We start from the raw sequence: 15,034 nt of genomic DNA, 5'->3' as shown, positions 1-15,034 counted from the left end.
TTTGGCCGCCGCCTCAAGATCCTGCGTGGCCTCACGCCCTACGAGGCTATCTGCAAAGCATGGTCCGCCGAGCCCGAACGCTTCAGGTCAAACCCGCTCCACCAAATGCCGGGACCAAACATCTAGGCGCTCACGGCTTCGTCGCGGCGTCTGACGTCTGATGCGTCCTGAGCCGGTTCGGCGGATCAGGGATCGCGCGCCGCCGACGCTCTCAGCGGACCAACAAAGCCAGCAGCACGATCACCGTCACGCCCAGGACCAGTGACAGGCCGCGCCAGAACAGCAGCGGATCGCGCTCGATCAGCGGGACGCCCCGCGTCTCGGTGAAGGCCGGGTTCGGGTGGCGCAGGTCGTGGACGAACTCGGACAGCACCTCGTAGCGGCGCTGCGGGTCGGGATGCGTCGCCCGGCGCAAGGCGCCATCGACCCAGGCCGGCAGGAGGGGCCGCGCGTGGCGCGCGGAGACGTAGCGTAGGCGCTTCTGCCTCCCGGCCGTGCGGGCGCGGGCGGCCTCGCCGCCATAGGGGAGGCGGCCGGTGAGCATCTGGTAGGCGAGGATGCCGAGCGCAAAGATGTCCGAACCCGGCGAGGGCGGGTAGCCAAGAAAGCATTCCGGCGCGGTGTACTGCACGGCGCCCTGCGGCAGGGCGTCGTCCGTGCGCCCGCCCTCTTCCACGAGGCCGGCGACGCGGGTCGCGCCGAAATCGATGATCTGCACCGTGCCGGCCGCGTCGATCAGCACGTTCTCCGGCCGGAGGTCGCCATGGACCATCTCCCGGCGGTGGAAGGCCTGAAGGCCCCGTGCGATCTGCTCCACGATCCCGCGCACGCTTTCCAGATCGGGCTCGCTCCGGTCGGACATCCACTGGGCGAGGGTGCGGCCCTCGACGTAGCGCATCACCGTGTAGAGGTGGCCACGCGGGGTGCGGCCGTCATGCGCCTTGAGGACGTGTGGGCTGTCGAGCCGCCGGGCGATCCACTCTTCCATCATGAAGTGGCGCAGGTAGTCGCGGTCGCCGCGCAGTTCGAGGCCGGGCACCTTCAGGGCGACGCGCGCGCCGGTCTCGCGGTCGGTGGCGAGATAGACATGGCCGCGCCCGCCCGCATGGAGCCGCCGCAGGATGTCGTAGCCCTCGAACCGCGTCGGCGGGTCGAGGAGGGGCGCGGGCGGCAGGTCGCCGACCTCGCCCATCACCTCGCCGGGCTCGCCGTCCGGCAGGCTATCCACCCGAACGATCAGTGCCGTCAGATTGTCGCCGCTGCCTGCTTCGTAGGCAGCATCTACGATCCGCCGGGCCGCGCCCTGTAAATCGTCGCCGGCCGCGTTCACGGCCTCGGCAATGTCGCGCGGCCGCACATGCTCGTGCACGCCATCGGTCGTGAGGAGGAAGACGTCGCCGGCCTGCACCGGCACCGTGGTGCACTCGATCTCGACATGGGCGTCGGCCCCGAGCGCCCGGCCGAGGTAGCTCTCCTGCGAGGAGATGACCACGCGGTGGTCCTCGGTGATCTGTTCGAGGGAGCGGCCGGCGAGGCGGCAGAGGCGGCTGTCGCCGCAATGGAAGACGTGGGCGGTGCGCGAGCGCAGGACGAGGGCGGTGAGCGTCGTCACGCAGCCCCGGTCGGAGTCGCCGGGGGCCGCCGCCCGGCGGGTCTCGGCATGGAGCCAGGAATTGGTCGCGGCGAGCACGCGCTTGGCGGCGTTGCGCACGGTCCAGGAATCCGGGGTGGCGTAGTAGTCGGAGAGGAAGCTCTTGACGGCGGTCTCGCTCGCCATCGCGCCCAGCGCGCTGCTGCTGATTCCGTCCGCGACGAGCGCCGCGATGCCCTTGAGCCTGAGGGCGGGGCCTTCCGGCACGAGGGCGCCGTGGAAGTCCTGGTTCTCGTCCTTGCGGCCGCGCTCGCTGTGCTGGCCGATCGTGACCGTCAGTGTCCGCGTCATCGCCCGACCGTGAGGCGGCGCCCCGGAGGTGGTCCGGGGCGCCGTACTGCTGACAACCCTTACGCGGCGAGGCGGCGGACGCCCTCGGCGGAGGCCGGGAGCGGGCGCTTCGGCGCCGTGCGCACATGGGTCGAGTAGAGGGTCAGGCCGGTGAAGGCGAGGCCGCCCACGAGGTTGCCGAGCACGGTCGGGATCTCGTTCCAGAGGAAGTAGTCCATGATGGAGAACTTCGCGCCGAGCATCAGGCCCGACGGGAACAGGAACATGTTCACGACCGAGTGCTCGAAGGTCATGAAGAAGAACAGCATGATCGGCATCCACATGGCGATCACCTTGCCGCTCACGTGGGTCGAGATCATCGCGCCGACGACGCCGGTGGAGACCATCCAGTTGCAGAGCATCCCGCGCAGGAACAGCGTCATCCAGCCGCCGAAGCCGTGGGCGGCGTAGCCGAGGGTGCGCTTCTCACCGATGTTCGAGATGAACTCGGCGGTCTTATCGGGCGGGCTGGTGAAGCCGTAGGTGAAGACGCAGGCCATCATGAAGGCCACGGTGAGCGCGCCGAGGAAGTTGCCCACGAAGACGAGGCCCCAGTTGCGCAGCACGCCGCCGACGGTGACGCCGGGGCGCTTGTCGAGGAGGGCCAGCGGCGCCAGCACGAACACGCCGGTCAGAAGGTCGAAGCCTAGCAGATAGAGCATGCAGAAGCCGACCGGGAACAGGGCGGCGCCGACGATCGGCTGGCCGGTCTGCTGGGTGATCGTCACGGCGAAGACGGCGGCGAGCGCCAGGATCGCGCCGGCCATGTACGCGCGGATGAGGGTGTCGCGCGTCGACATGAAAACTTTCGCCTCGCCGGCATCGACCATTTTCACGGCGAATTCTGAAGGTGCCAGGTAAGCCATCGTGTCTCCTACTAAATCGTGTGCGATCGGCGGCGCTTCGGGGTCCCATCGACGTTGACGGAGTGTCCGAGCGACGGCCTGACCGGCCGCCTCCTGCCGTGATCGCCAGGCGCCGTCGGCCTCGAAGCAAGGAGCGAGCCCATTTCCGGCATGGGATGCCGCAGGAAATACCTGTCGCGTTCATGCAACAGGAAGTGGCATCGGCGGCTGGCGGAGGACGATCCAAGGATCCCGGCAAAATTTGCCGGGAGGATCACAAACTTAACCCTTCGGTAACCATACCCGCCGTCAATGGTCCGGTAAGGACTGTTAACAGGCGGCCATGAGCGCAGCTTCACCAGAGCCGATCATTCGAGAGCCCGCCGCTGCAGAGCCGCGGGTGACCCTCCGGCCGCTGAGCTTCCGCGGCCGGGTTTTCAAGGCCCTGGCGTTGACGCCGGAGCCCCCGGTCGGAGACTGGCTCGCCGGTCTCGACCTCGCGCTGAAGCGGTCGCCGACCCTGTTGAAGGGCCGGGCCCTGATCCTCGACCTCGCGGAGCTGAAGCCGTCCCTGGATGATCTCCAGGGCCTGCTCGACGAGCTGCGCGGTCGCGACATCCGCGTCCTCGGCATCGAGGGGTCGGACCAAGCGGGCGAGGGCCTGCCGCCGATCCTCCTGCAGGGGCGCCCCGGCGCCTGCATCGAGGTCCCGGCCGTGCCCGCCGAACCCGAGCCGCTGCTCGTCACCTCGATCACCGTCGAGGGGTCGATCCGCTCCGGGCAGAGCATCGTCAACCCCACCGGGGACGTGACCGTGATGGGCCACGTCTCCTCCGGGGCCGAGGTTCTCGCCGGCGGCTCCATCCACGTTTACGGCGCCCTGCGGGGGCGCGCCATCGCCGGCGCCGCCCGCAACCCACGCGCCCGAATCTACTGCCGCAAGTTCGAGCCCGAGCTGCTGGGGATCGACCGCCTCGTGCGGACTGCGGAGGACATGGGATCGGCTCTGCGCGGCATGGCCGCTCAGGTCTGGCTCGATGGCGGCACCATGAAACTGGCTAAGCTGGATTAAGGGAGAGCGACGCGTGGCAAAGGTTCTCGTCGTCACATCGGGCAAGGGCGGCGTCGGCAAGACGACGACCACCGCTGCCCTCGGAGCGGCCCTCGCGCAGGGTGGCCAGAGCGTGTGCGTCGTCGATTTCGACGTCGGCCTGCGTAACCTCGACCTCGTCATGGGGGCCGAGCGCCGGGTGGTCTACGATCTCATCAACGTCGTGAACGGGGACGCCAAGCTCCCGCAGGCCCTCATCAAGGACAAGCGCCTCGAAGGTCTGCACCTGCTCCCGGCCTCGCAGACCCGCGACAAGGATGCCCTGACCGACGAGGGCGTGGCCCGGGTCATGGACGAGCTTCGCGCGAAGTTCGACTGGGTCGTCTGCGACTCGCCGGCCGGCATCGAGCGCGGTGCCCAGCTCGCCATGCACCACGCCGACGTCGCCATCGTCGTCACGAACCCCGAGGTCTCCTCGGTGCGCGACTCCGACCGGATCATCGGCCTGCTCGACTCCAAGACGGCCAAGGCCGAGCGCGGCGAGGAGATGGAGAAGCACCTGATCCTCACCCGCTACGACCCGACCCGCGCCGACCGGGGCGACATGCTGAAGACCGAGGACGTGCTCGAGATCCTCTCGATCCCGCTGCTCGCGATCATCCCGGAAAGCCAGGAAGTGCTCCGCGCCTCCAACGTCGGCTGCCCGGTGACGCTGAACAACCCCCTCTGCGCCCCGGCCCGCGCCTACGCCGACGCGGCAAAGCGGCTCCGGGGCGAGGACGTGCCGATGGTGCTCCCCACCGAGCGCAAGTCCTTCCTCGACAAGCTCTTCATGCGGAGGGCGGCATGAGCATCCTTGGGATCTTCCAGAAGCGCACGTCGAGCGCGGTCGCTCGCGACCGGCTCCAGCTGATCCTTGCCCATGAACGCGCCGAATCCGGTCGCCCGGACCTCGTGATCCAGCTCCGCGAGGAGATCCTGGCGGTGATCGCCAACCATGTCGCGGTGGAGCCCGACAAGGTGAAGGTCACGCTGGAGCGCGGCGCGGGTGTCTCGACGCTCGGCCTCGACATCGAGCTTCCCCTCGGTGCCTCGGCCAAGCTCGATGCGAAGCTCGCGAGCAAGCTTGCCGAAGTGGCCAAGCAGAGCACGAAGAAGGCGGCGTAAGCCTCCGCGCCCCTTCCCCTCGCGGGGGAGGGGCTTCAATCGCGCGAATGCAGCCTGAAGGCCCCTGGGTTTTCGGGCTGCGTCGTCACGACCGCCGCCGGCAGGATCGGCGTGTCGTCGACTTTCTCGATGCGGAAGGCAGCGCAGAGGCGGGCGAGCGCCAGAACCGCCTCGCTCAGCGCGAATTGCGCGCCGATGCAGACGCGCGGACCGGCGCCGAAGGGCAGGTAGCTGAACCGCGCCGGGGCCGGGCGGCCGGGCAGGAAGCGGCTCGGATCGAACGCATCCGGATCGTCCCAGAGCTTGCGGTGCCGGTGCAGCACCCAGGGGCTGACGATGACGATGTCTTCCTTGCGGATCGCATGGCCCGCCGCCACGTCCGCCGCCAGCGCCCGCCGCACCACCACGAAGGCCGCCGGGTAAAGCCTCAGCGTCTCGTCGATCACCGCGCGGGTCAGCGGCAGGCGTCCGTCCGCATGGCTGCCGGTCGGGTCGGTCAGGTCGGCCGCGCGCGCCTCGGCGGCGACGCGCTCCTGCACCTCGGGGAACAGCGCCAGCATGTAGCTCGCCCAGAACAGCGTGCCCGCCGTGGTCTCGTGGCCCGCGAGGATCATGGTCGCGACCTGATCGCGCAATTCGCGGAGGGTGAACGGCTCCCCCGTCTCCGGGCTGCGCGCGGCGACCAGCAGGTCGAGGAGGTCGCCCCTATGGTTCGCGGCCTCTTCGGCCCGGGCCGCGATCAGCGAATCGAGGAAGGGAATCCAGCGCCGCCGGAAGCGGGCGCGGGGCCAATCGAGCGGCGCGGGCCAGCCCGGCGGCATCAGCACGTCGAGGACGTGCGGACGGCCGATCCGCTCGCTGTATTCCGCGATGAAGGCGCGCAGCGCCGGACCCTGCCGGTCCATCCCCACGGAGAACATCGAGCGGCCGGCGATGTCGAGGGCCAGGCTGTGGAAGGCGCCGAACAGGTCGATGGGCCCTTCCGCCGCCCGGGGGCGCAGGGCGGCGATCCCGTCGATCACCGCCCGGTCGATATGCGGCATGAGCCCGTCGATGGCGCGGGGCGTGAAGGCGGGGGCGAGCGTCCGCCGCTGGTGGCGCCACGCGGACCCCTCGCTGATGAGGAGCCCGTCGCCGAGGATCGGCCGGAGAATGCGCGTGGTGCCGACGGTGCGGGCGTAATTCGCTTGGTTCTCCACGAGGACGCGGCGGATCGCATCCGGGTCGCTGAAGATGAAGCTGGAGCGGCCGAGCAGCCCGCGACGGGTGACGGTTTCCTCGAAGGCGGCCTTGGGGAAGCCGATCAGGCCGTTGTCGCGGATCGAGCGCAGATAGGCCGGCAGGGAGAGGTCGCGCGCGGGCGGCTCCCGGCGCGGTGGCACCATCCGCGGCGCACGCTCGGCGGCCTCGCGGCCAGTGGGGGCGGCTTCCATCGGCATCGTGTCCATCAGGGCGAGGGTGATGGCTGAGGCGGGCGCGAGAGTAAACGCCCGCGAGTCATTCGGCCGCGTTTCGCAGCGGCTCGGCCGTCTGCTCCACGCGCAGGGTGTCGGGGAACAGGGCCGTCTCGGCGTCGCCGGAGACGGAGGCGATGACGCTCGCGCGCGGCGCGATGTCCTCCACCACCTTCAACAGCGTGGCGGCCCCGCCTTCGAGATGGTCGGTAACGCGGTCCACCACGAGGATCTCCGGCTGGCGCAGCAGGGCGCGCGTCAGGCCGAGGCGCACCCGCACCCGCTCGGGCAGCAAGATTCCGCGATTGCCGACCTGCCGTTCGAGGCCCCGGCGGCGGATGCCGTTCTCAAGGTCGAACTCGCGGCAGACGGCCAGCACCTCGCGCTGGATGATCTCCTCACCATGCATTCGCGCCGTGTCAATGCGGCCGAACAGAACGTTGTCGAGCACGCTGGCGCGGGGATTGATGCGGGTGGGGTCGTAGGTTTCGATGTCGCAATTCTCCTCCCCGTTCATTGCGTCCTGCACGATGCCCCGCGCTCCGACGATCCGCGCCTTGAGGATCGGGTTGAGGAGGCCGAAGCGCATGCGCGGCTCGATATAGGCTAAGGCGAGAGCCAGGAACGCTTCGCTGTCCTTCTCGGTGAGGCGGCCGGTGGCAGTAAGGCGGGTGAGCCGGGCGTCGTAATCCGGCACCATCTCCGGCGTGATGAGGGAGAAGCGCCGGAACAGCGGATGGCCGGGGGGCACGTCTTTGAAGATCTCGCTGAGGTTCCGGGCGATCTCGACGCCCATCCGGTCGAGGTCTTCGAGCAGGCGGGCCCGCGCCAGCGCCATGCGGAAGGGCGGCAACGCCGCGAGCCGCAGGGGCTCGGTCAGCGCGGGATCGCGCGGGACACCGAACAGCAGGTTCTCGCCGAGGGTGGCCTGCTCGTTGTAGGCGCCGCGCGAGAACGGGATCACGAGCCCCGCCAAGCCCTGCCGCTCGAAATGCTCGCGCAGGTGCTCGCGGGCGCCGATGACCCGCTGTCCTACTTCCGAATCGTGGCTCACCGAACTCAGGGCGCCGAGCCCGTAGCGGTAGAGATCGTCGCCCAGACCCAACCGGGTCAGGATGTCCACGAGACGCGCGTCGAGCCCGTCCGCATCCCCGACGCCCAGGGCGTCGTAGTCGATCCAGGGGTCGGAGATGCTGTCGAGGGGGTTGCCGGTCTGGATCGCCTCGCGGATCCGCTGCTTCGTGAAATCGAGCCGGCGGCTGGAGAGGGGTTTGACGCGCAGCCCGTAGAGCAGGTTGTCGCGGATCGAGCCGGGGAACAGCACGGGCGTGATGCCGGCGAAGGCGACGCGCGACGAGAAGATCGAGCGCGGCAGGGTGGCGAGATCGTAGGGGCCGACCCGCATCGTCCCCCCGCGCGCGACCTGCAGCCCGGCGAGCACCAGGGCGAATTCCTGGGCGATTGGCCCCGGCGGCACCAAGGCGACCTTCGCGGGCAGGGCGATCTCGACGGTGCCGACATCGACGGCCGAGCCGCCGCGCGGATCGCGCAGGACAAGACCCTCAGCCGAGAGCGGTGAACCCAGCGTGAGGCTCGGGCCGCCATCGTCCTGATAGGGTGTGAGGCGGTCGGGCCCGAAATGCGCGGCGACCGTCTCGTACTTCACCTCGACGTCCAGGCGCTGCTGATCCCAATCGATCAGCTCCTTCAGGGGAGGGGGCAGATCGCGATAGGCCGCGAGGACGGCGACCAGCTGGCCGATGTCGAGTTCACCCCTCAACGCGAAGATGCCGCCGATGGCGTAGAACAGGAACGGCGTGACCTGCGCGAGCAGGTTGTTCAGGTACTTCACCGCGAACTTGCGCCGGTAGATCCGCAGGCGCAGGTCGTACAGGGAGTAGAGGCGACCGCCGATCTCGGCCCGCTCCCAGCGGCCGGTGTTGTTCAGTGTCACGGCGGGCAGGCCGTCCAGCACCTCGGCCACCCGCCCGGCGAAGGCGCGCGATGCGATCTGCCGCTTGCGGCTCAGCACGATGATCTGGCGCCGCAGACGGGGAATCACCGTCATCTGCACGCCGACCATCCCCCCGGCCACGAGGCCGAGCCAGACGTTCTGCATCAGGATGAAGGCCAGCGCGGTGAGGGCCTGCGTGCCGAGTTGGGCCGGCACCACGATGGCGTCGCCGATGAAGGACCCGATGGGCTCGACCTCATCGCGGATGATCGTGGCGGTCTCGGAGGATTTGACCTCGCTCTGCGCCTCCGGGGTGAAGCGCAGCATCAGGGCGAAGAGCTGGAAGCGCAGCCGGCGCAGCATCCGCTCGCCGAGGATGCCCTTCTGTAGGTTGATCCAGAACTTGAAGGCCCCATTCACGATCACGAGGCCGAGGAACAGGAGCGACAGGCCGAGCAGCAGTTCGAGCCGGTCCACCTGGAAGCCGTCGAACAGTTCCGTCCGCCCCCCGCCGAGGAAGGCGGGCCAATCGACCTTGATCTCGAGGAACGTCGCCGTATCCTGGCCGTGCGAGAAGGCGCGGCCGGTGATCGCATCGTTGACGATGCGCTTCGGCAGATCGAGCGAGGCGAAATAGAACGGCAGCGACACCAGAACGACGGCGCAGATCGCAACCTGATCCCGCTTCGAATGGCGCCAGATGTAGGAGAACAGCCGCGGCTCGAGCTCGCGCATGACGTCCTTCTCGTCGTTGGGCTGCGCGACACCCGTACGCTGACCGCGACGCGCCCTATTTATAGCGCAACTCCGGGGCGTCGCGTGCCGAACCGCATGCCTCCCCCGCGAAAAGCCGCCCGTTTCGCTGCGTGGGCTTGCCGTAAGCGGTGTGTCTCTCTATTGCAGCGCAACCGCCACACATCTGCCCATGGCCCGGGGCGGACGACATGATGTCGTCCGGTGCTCCGTCACAGCCAGGGCCACCGAGCGTGAACCCGGCCATGGACCTGCGCAACATCGCCATCATCGCCCACGTCGACCACGGGAAAACCACCCTGGTCGACAAACTGCTGCAGCAGTCTGGCACCTTCCGCGAAAACCAGCGCGTCGAAGAACGCGCCATGGATTCGAACGACCTGGAGAAGGAACGGGGCATCACCATCCTGGCCAAGGCGACCTCGGTCGTCTGGAAGGACACCCGCGTCAACGTGGTGGACACCCCCGGCCACGCCGATTTCGGCGGCGAGGTGGAGCGCATCCTCTCGATGGTCGACGGCGTGATCGTGCTGGTCGACGCCGCCGAGGGGCCGATGCCGCAGACCAAGTTCGTGGTCGGCAAGGCCCTGAAGATCGGCCTTCGCCCCATCGTGGCGGTGAACAAGGTCGACCGGCCGGACGCCCGCATCAACGAGGTCGTGAACGAGGTGTTCGACCTCTTCGCCGCCCTCGACGCCACCGACGAACAGCTCGACTTCCCGATCCTGTACGGGTCCGGCCGCAACGGCTGGATGGGCCTGTCGCCTGAGGCCGATCCCGAGGAAGGGCTCGCCCCGCTGTTCGACCTCGTGTTGAAGCATGTGCCGCCGGCCAGGACCGAGCCCGGCCCGTTCCGGATGCTCGGCACCCTGCTCGAGGCCAACCCGTTCCTCGGCCGCATCATCACCGGGCGGATCGCCTCCGGCACGGTGAAGCCGAATCAGTCGATCAAGGTCCTCGACCGCGAGGGCAAGGTCGTGGAAACCGGCCGCGTCTCGAAGATCCTGGCCTTCCGTGGCCTGGAGCGCGCGCCCATCGACGTGGGCGAGGCGGGTGACATCGTCTCCATCGCCGGCCTCATGAAGGGCACGGTGGCCGACACGTTCTGCGATCCGTCGGTGAACGAGCCGATCCAGGCCCAGCCGATCGACCCGCCGACCGTCACCATGTCGTTCATCGTGAACGATTCGCCCCTCGCCGGTACCGAGGGCGACAAGGTAACGAGCCGCATGATCCGCGACCGCCTGTTCAAGGAGGCCGAAGGCAACGTCACGCTGAAGATCGAGGAAGCCGCCGACAAGGATTCGTTCTACGTCTCCGGCCGTGGCGAATTGCAGCTCGCCATCCTCATCGAGACCATGCGCCGCGAGGGCTTCGAGATCGCCGTGTCGCGTCCGCGCGTGGTCTTCGAGAAGGACGAGGCCGGCGAGCTCTTGGAGCCAGTCGAGGAAGTCGTCATCGACGTGGACGAGGAGCACTCGGGCGTCGTCGTTCAGAAGATGTCCGAGCGGAAGGCCGAGATGATCGAGATGCGGCCGTCGGGCGGTGATCGCCTGCGCCTCGTCTTCCACGCCCCGACCCGTGGCCTCATCGGCTACCAGGGCGAGCTGATGACCGACACGCGCGGCACGGCGATCATGAACCGCCTGTTCAAGGCCTATGAGCCCTTCAAGGGCGAGATCCCCGGCCGCCGCAACGGCGTGCTGATCTCGAACGACAAAGGTGAGGCCGTGGCCTACGCCATGTGGAACCTCGAGGATCGTGGCCCGATGATGATCGAGCCCGGCGCGAAGGTTTACCAGGGCATGATCGTCGGCGAGCACAACCGCGAGAACGATCTCGAGGTGAACGTGCTGAAGGGCAAGAAGCTCACCAACATCCGCACGACCTCGAAGGACGAAGCGGTGCGCCTGACCCCGCCGATTCGCATGACGCTGGAAAAGTCGCTCGCCTGGGTTCAGGACGACGAGCTGATGGAAGTCACGCCGAAGTCCATCCGCCTGCGCAAGACGGTCCTCGACCCGAACGACCGCAAGCGCGCCGAGCGCTCCAAGGAAGCCTGAGTGACAAAAACCCCCCGGAGCGCCGAGCGCTCCGGGGGTTTTTTCCATCAGCTGCCGCCGGGGTCGGTCTCGCCCTTTTGGCCCTTCGGGCCTTCGCCCGGCTTCCCGCTCGTCTTCTCGTTCGGGTCCTTCACCGCATCGGGGGCGGTGTTTTTCGGCCGGTCTTCGGACGTCTCGCGCTCACTACTCATCGCCGTCTCTCCTCTCCGCTCGGGAATGTCCTCCGGCCACCTTCTCGCCGGCTTCAGGGCCGCGCGACGCTGTCTGATCGGAATGCCCGCCGGACGAGCCGCCGATGGCCGGCGGGGACGCACCCGCCGCGCCGCCGCTCATGTCCTTCTGACGGTCCGATTCGTCCTTGCCGCCGCTGCCCATGCCGGTGATCTCGGCCTGCTGTGCGGTCTGATGGCCGCCGCCGGCCGGTGCCGAGCCGGACGAGCCGACCTTGTCGTCGGGCTTGCGGGTGACGGTGCCTGATTCGCTGGTCTCGCGCGGCATCAGCGCTTCCCATCGTCCTGGCCGACCGAGGCGGTCGCCCGGTCGATGGCCTCGGACGCGGACGAATCCTCACCGCGCAGGCGGCGCAGGTTCTCCGGCGGGGTCTCCGCTTCGGTGGCGTCGGTGGCGTCCTCGCCGGGCGTGCCCGAAGCGATCCGGGCGGTTTCGGCCTCACCCGAGGGATCGCTCTTCAGGTCGGCCTGCGTCCGCTGCGGGAGGCCGACATCCAGGGGCGAATCCTGCCCCAGATCCTGACCGTTGCGGTCGGCATAGGCGTCGAAGTCCTTGAGCGACTGACGCTGATTGGTGTCCGCCATGATGGCCTCTCACGTGTCCCTGATATGCGGGACAACGGGGCCGGCGGATGATCGTTGCGGCCCGGCGCGGAGCACCGGGCCGCAGAGGGGCGGACTAGCCGATCCCGTCGAACAAGGCGGACGAGATGTAGCGCTCGGCGAAGGAGCAGGCGATCGTGACGATGCGCTTGCCCTGGAATTCCGGCCGCTTGGCCAGTTCGAGGGCCGCCGCGACGTTGCCGCCGGTCGAGATGCCGCCGGGGATGCCTTCCAGCCTGGCGAGGGCGCGGGCCGTCTCGAACGCGGTCTCGTTCGAGACCTTGAGCACGCCGTCGAGCACGTCGGTGTGCAGGTTCTCGGGGATGAAGCCGGCGCCGATGCCCTGGATCTTGTGCGGGCCGGGCTGACCGCCGGAGATGACCGGCGAATCCACCGGCTCCACCGCGAAGACCTTCAGACCGGGCAGGCGCGGCTTCAGCACCTCGGACACGCCGGTGATCGTGCCGCCGGTGCCGACGCCGGCCACGAAGGCATCGAGCTTGCCGTTCGTGTCGGCCCAGATCTCCTCGGCTGTGGTGCGGCGGTGGATGTCCGGGTTGGCGGGGTTCGAGAATTGCTGCGGCATCACCGCACCGGGGATCTCCCGCAGGAGTTCCTCGGCCTTGGCGATGGCGCCCTTCATGCCCTGCGGGCCGGGGGTGAGGGCGAGCTCGGCGCCGAGGAAGGCGAGCATCTTGCGCCGCTCGATCGACATCGTCTCCGGCATCACCAGGATCAGCCGGTAGCCCCGCGCGGCGGCGGTGAAGGCCAGCGCGATGCCGGTGTTGCCGGAGGTCGGCTCCACCAGCGTGCCGCCGGGCTGTAGCTTGCCCGAGGCTTCAAGCGCATCGATCATGTTGACCCCGATGCGGTCCTTGACGCTCGCGATCGGGTTAAAGAATTCGAGCTTCAGAAGGATTTCGGCATCGACGCCGTGCTCCTTGGGCAGGCGGTTCAGTTTCACGAGCGGCGTGTTGCCGATGGTCTCGGTGATCGAACCGTAGATGCGACCGTGGCCGACCTTGGCCGGCGCGTTGAGGGAATCGGCCATCGCGTGCTTCCTGTCTGCGTTCCTACCGATGTCGGATGCGAAAGCCCCATGCCAAGGGGGTGGGGGGCTTTCGCATCCGCGCCGAGGCCTGCGATAGACGCTCGAAATGGATCGGGCAATCGTCGTAAGTGCCTTGTCCGCCAAATCATTTTATTGTGGCGGGGGATTAAGCCTCTTCGTGGAAGAAACTGATTTGATCGTCCGGCGCTGGTAGAAAATCCTTCTTGAGAGGTCGGCCATGATGCACCCCACCCGCCGAACCGGCCTCGCGCTGCTGGCGGCCCTCGCGGTGTCTCCGGCACGGGCCGAGGTGTTGCGGGTCACGCTCGCCACCGCCACACCCGGCGGCGGCTTCCCGGCCTTCGGTGATGCCTTCGCCGCCTCGGTTCACGCGGTGGAGCCCGACGTCGTGATCGAGACGCGCCCCAGCGGCGGCTCGGCGGAAAATCTTGGACTGCTGTCGCGGGGCGAGGTCGATCTCGCCCTCGTCCAGGGCGCCTACGCCTATCCGGCCCTCGACCGGGGCGACGGCCTAACCGTGCTGGCCCCGATGTACGCGACCCCCGGCCTGTTCGTCCTGCGGGCCGATTCCCCGTTGCGATCGGTCGCCGACCTGCGGGGCCAGCCGGTGGCGCTGGGCACGCACAATTCCGGGCTGACCGTGATGGGCCGCGCGGTGCTCGCCGCCGCTGGCCTCGATCCCGAGCGGGACATTCGCCCGATCCTCCTCGATCATGCCGGGGATGGCCCGGCGATGGTGCTCGATGGGCGGGTGGCTGCCCTCTGGGGTGGGGGGATCGGCTGGCCGGGCTTCGTCGCCGTGGCCAAGGCGCCCGGCGGCGCACGCTTCATCGGCCCCTCCGAGGAGGCCATGACGAAAGTCGTCGCGAGAGACCCGGCCCTGCGGCGTCTCACCGTGCCGGCCGGCAGCTTCCTGGGTCAGGATAGCCCGGTCGCAACCGTGGGGTCGTGGAGTTTCATCCTGGCCCGACCGGGCTTCCCGCCCGACGCCGCCTACCGGATCGTCGGCACCCTGGCGAAGGCCAATGGCGAGATGCGCGCCCGCCATCCGCAGGGCGGCGAGAGCGACCCGCGCGGGCTCGACGGCCTCGTGCCGCCGGCCGCGCTCAACGAGGGGACGCGCCGCTACCTCGCCGAGGCGAGGGCAGGGCGCTAGCGGAAGCCGGCCGCGCGGCGGTCGCGCTTCCGCTCGGTCGCCGGCTGGTAAGCGATCTCGGCGTGGTGCGTGCAGTAGGGCAGGCCGGTGATGGACCGGGCGCCGCAGAAGCGGAATTCCGGCGTGGTCGGATCGCCGAGCGGCCAGCGGCACATGGATTCGCGCAGATCCATGATCGTGACCCGCTGGGACACGGCGATGGCGGCCGGCTCCGAAGCCGACGCAGCCACGGGAGCGGGCGCTGTTGCCTGCGGGAATTCCGGGGCGGGACGATGCGAGATGACGACGGCCGGCTCCGGCGCGGCCGCCACGATAGCCGGCTTCTCGGCCTCGGCGGTTTTCAGGGCGACGATGGGCGTGTCCTCACCGGACTTCACCCGACCGGCCAGCCCGAGACGGTGGACTTTCCCAATGACGGCATTGCGCGTCACCCCGCCAAGCTGCGCAGCGATCTTGCTGGCGCTCTGGCCGTCCTCCCACAGGCGGCGAAGCAGCGCGACGCGCTCTTCCGTCCAGCTAAGGCCCGCTTCCATCGTCCCCCTCCGACCCCTCGCCCAGCGGCGCACGCGACGCGTCCGAGCCGGCCAGCGGAAGCCGGGCCAGTGCGACACCGTGTCTCTCCGAGCCGTCCCCTAGACCCTACGACGCCGTTCGCAGCCGTTGCAAGGGCGGCGGACCCACGCATTTCGGGCGCCATCGGGGCTG

At 69.0% G+C, this 15,034-nt stretch carries 14 protein-coding genes and 1 pseudogene; 6 read left to right on the top strand and 9 right to left on the bottom strand.

All coding sequences use genetic code 11. The features are described 5' to 3' along the window. A pseudogene (locus AAHF99_RS26185) lies at window positions 1-126 on the top strand (IS481 family transposase); the annotation flags it as partial. A gap of 85 nt (window positions 127-211) precedes the next feature. Here AAHF99_RS26185 and AAHF99_RS26180 read toward each other — a convergent pair. Together AAHF99_RS26180 and AAHF99_RS26175 are read right to left on the bottom strand one after the other, a co-directional pair. Next, window positions 212-1,942, bottom strand: coding sequence for a protein kinase domain-containing protein (locus AAHF99_RS26180; RefSeq protein ID WP_342167271.1), 1,731 nt, complete (start codon window positions 1,940-1,942; stop codon window positions 212-214). A gap of 59 nt (window positions 1,943-2,001) precedes the next feature. Continuing rightward, a complete protein-coding gene (locus AAHF99_RS26175) occupies window positions 2,002-2,847 on the bottom strand; it encodes a formate/nitrite transporter family protein (RefSeq protein ID WP_243952049.1) in 846 nt (281 codons plus the stop codon). A gap of 322 nt (window positions 2,848-3,169) precedes the next feature. On the opposite strand from AAHF99_RS26175, the gene minC reads away from it, so the two are divergent. Genes minC through minE form a run of 3 tightly spaced genes read left to right on the top strand, consistent with a single transcriptional unit; the run spans window position 3,170 to window position 5,044 of the window. Then, window positions 3,170-3,898, top strand: coding sequence for a septum site-determining protein MinC (minC, locus tag AAHF99_RS26170; RefSeq protein ID WP_412759959.1), 729 nt, complete (start codon window positions 3,170-3,172; stop codon window positions 3,896-3,898). A 13-nt stretch (window positions 3,899-3,911) separates the two neighbouring features. Next, window positions 3,912-4,727, top strand: a complete 816-nt coding sequence (minD, locus tag AAHF99_RS26165) for a septum site-determining protein MinD (protein ID WP_243952051.1) — start codon at window positions 3,912-3,914, stop codon at window positions 4,725-4,727. Next, a complete protein-coding gene (gene minE, locus AAHF99_RS26160) occupies window positions 4,724-5,044 on the top strand; it encodes a cell division topological specificity factor MinE (protein ID WP_342167269.1) in 321 nt (106 codons plus the stop codon). The genes minD and minE overlap by 4 nt, the downstream gene beginning before the upstream one ends. Before the next feature lie 35 nt (window positions 5,045-5,079). Here minE and AAHF99_RS26155 read toward each other — a convergent pair whose 3' ends face one another. Continuing rightward, a complete protein-coding gene (locus AAHF99_RS26155; RefSeq protein ID WP_342167268.1) occupies window positions 5,080-6,483 on the bottom strand; it encodes a cytochrome P450 in 1,404 nt (467 codons plus the stop codon). 58 nt (window positions 6,484-6,541) lie between these two features. After that, window positions 6,542-9,187 carry an ABC transporter transmembrane domain-containing protein gene (locus AAHF99_RS26150; RefSeq protein ID WP_342167267.1) on the bottom strand — a complete coding sequence of 882 codons (2,646 nt, stop codon included), beginning with the start codon at window positions 9,185-9,187 and terminating at the stop codon, window positions 6,542-6,544. Between the two features lie 263 nt (window positions 9,188-9,450). On the opposite strand from AAHF99_RS26150, the gene typA reads away from it, so the two are divergent. Continuing rightward, the gene (gene typA / locus AAHF99_RS26145) at window positions 9,451-11,268 is read left to right on the top strand and encodes a translational GTPase TypA (RefSeq protein WP_342167266.1); all 1,818 of its coding nucleotides are present in this window, start codon (window positions 9,451-9,453) and stop codon (window positions 11,266-11,268) included. A 47-nt stretch (window positions 11,269-11,315) separates the two neighbouring features. Here the strand turns inward: typA and AAHF99_RS26140 are convergent, their stop codons facing one another. From AAHF99_RS26140 to cysK, 4 genes are all read right to left on the bottom strand, one after another. Next, the gene (locus tag AAHF99_RS26140) at window positions 11,316-11,459 is read right to left on the bottom strand and encodes a hypothetical protein (protein ID WP_342167265.1); all 144 of its coding nucleotides are present in this window, start codon (window positions 11,457-11,459) and stop codon (window positions 11,316-11,318) included. Next, window positions 11,452-11,766 carry a hypothetical protein gene (locus AAHF99_RS26135; protein ID WP_342167264.1) on the bottom strand — a complete coding sequence of 105 codons (315 nt, stop codon included), beginning with the start codon at window positions 11,764-11,766 and terminating at the stop codon, window positions 11,452-11,454. Before AAHF99_RS26135 ends, AAHF99_RS26140 begins: the two co-directional genes overlap by 8 nt. Further along, the gene (locus AAHF99_RS26130; protein ID WP_342167263.1) at window positions 11,766-12,083 is read right to left on the bottom strand and encodes a hypothetical protein; all 318 of its coding nucleotides are present in this window, start codon (window positions 12,081-12,083) and stop codon (window positions 11,766-11,768) included. The genes AAHF99_RS26135 and AAHF99_RS26130 overlap by 1 nt, the downstream gene beginning before the upstream one ends. A gap of 94 nt (window positions 12,084-12,177) precedes the next feature. After that, window positions 12,178-13,152: a cysteine synthase A gene (cysK, locus tag AAHF99_RS26125; protein ID WP_342167262.1), complete on the bottom strand. Its 975-nt coding sequence runs from the start codon at window positions 13,150-13,152 to the stop codon at window positions 12,178-12,180. Between the two features lie 238 nt (window positions 13,153-13,390). Between cysK and AAHF99_RS26120 the strand changes: the two genes are divergently transcribed. After that, entirely contained in the window at window positions 13,391-14,329 is a 939-nt protein-coding gene (locus AAHF99_RS26120) for a TAXI family TRAP transporter solute-binding subunit (protein ID WP_342167261.1), read from the top strand. On the opposite strand, the gene AAHF99_RS26115 is transcribed toward AAHF99_RS26120, so the two are convergent. After that, a complete protein-coding gene (locus AAHF99_RS26115; protein ID WP_342167260.1) occupies window positions 14,326-14,862 on the bottom strand; it encodes a GcrA family cell cycle regulator in 537 nt (178 codons plus the stop codon). The genes AAHF99_RS26120 and AAHF99_RS26115 overlap by 4 nt on opposite strands. Window positions 14,863-15,034: the final 172 nt, after the last annotated feature.

The organism is Methylobacterium litchii (genome assembly GCF_038442315.1).
Taxonomy (GTDB): Bacteria; Pseudomonadota; Alphaproteobacteria; order Rhizobiales; family Beijerinckiaceae; genus Methylobacterium; species Methylobacterium litchii.
Note: the sequence above shows the minus strand (reverse complement) of the source record. Positions and strands in the feature narration are given on the sequence as shown.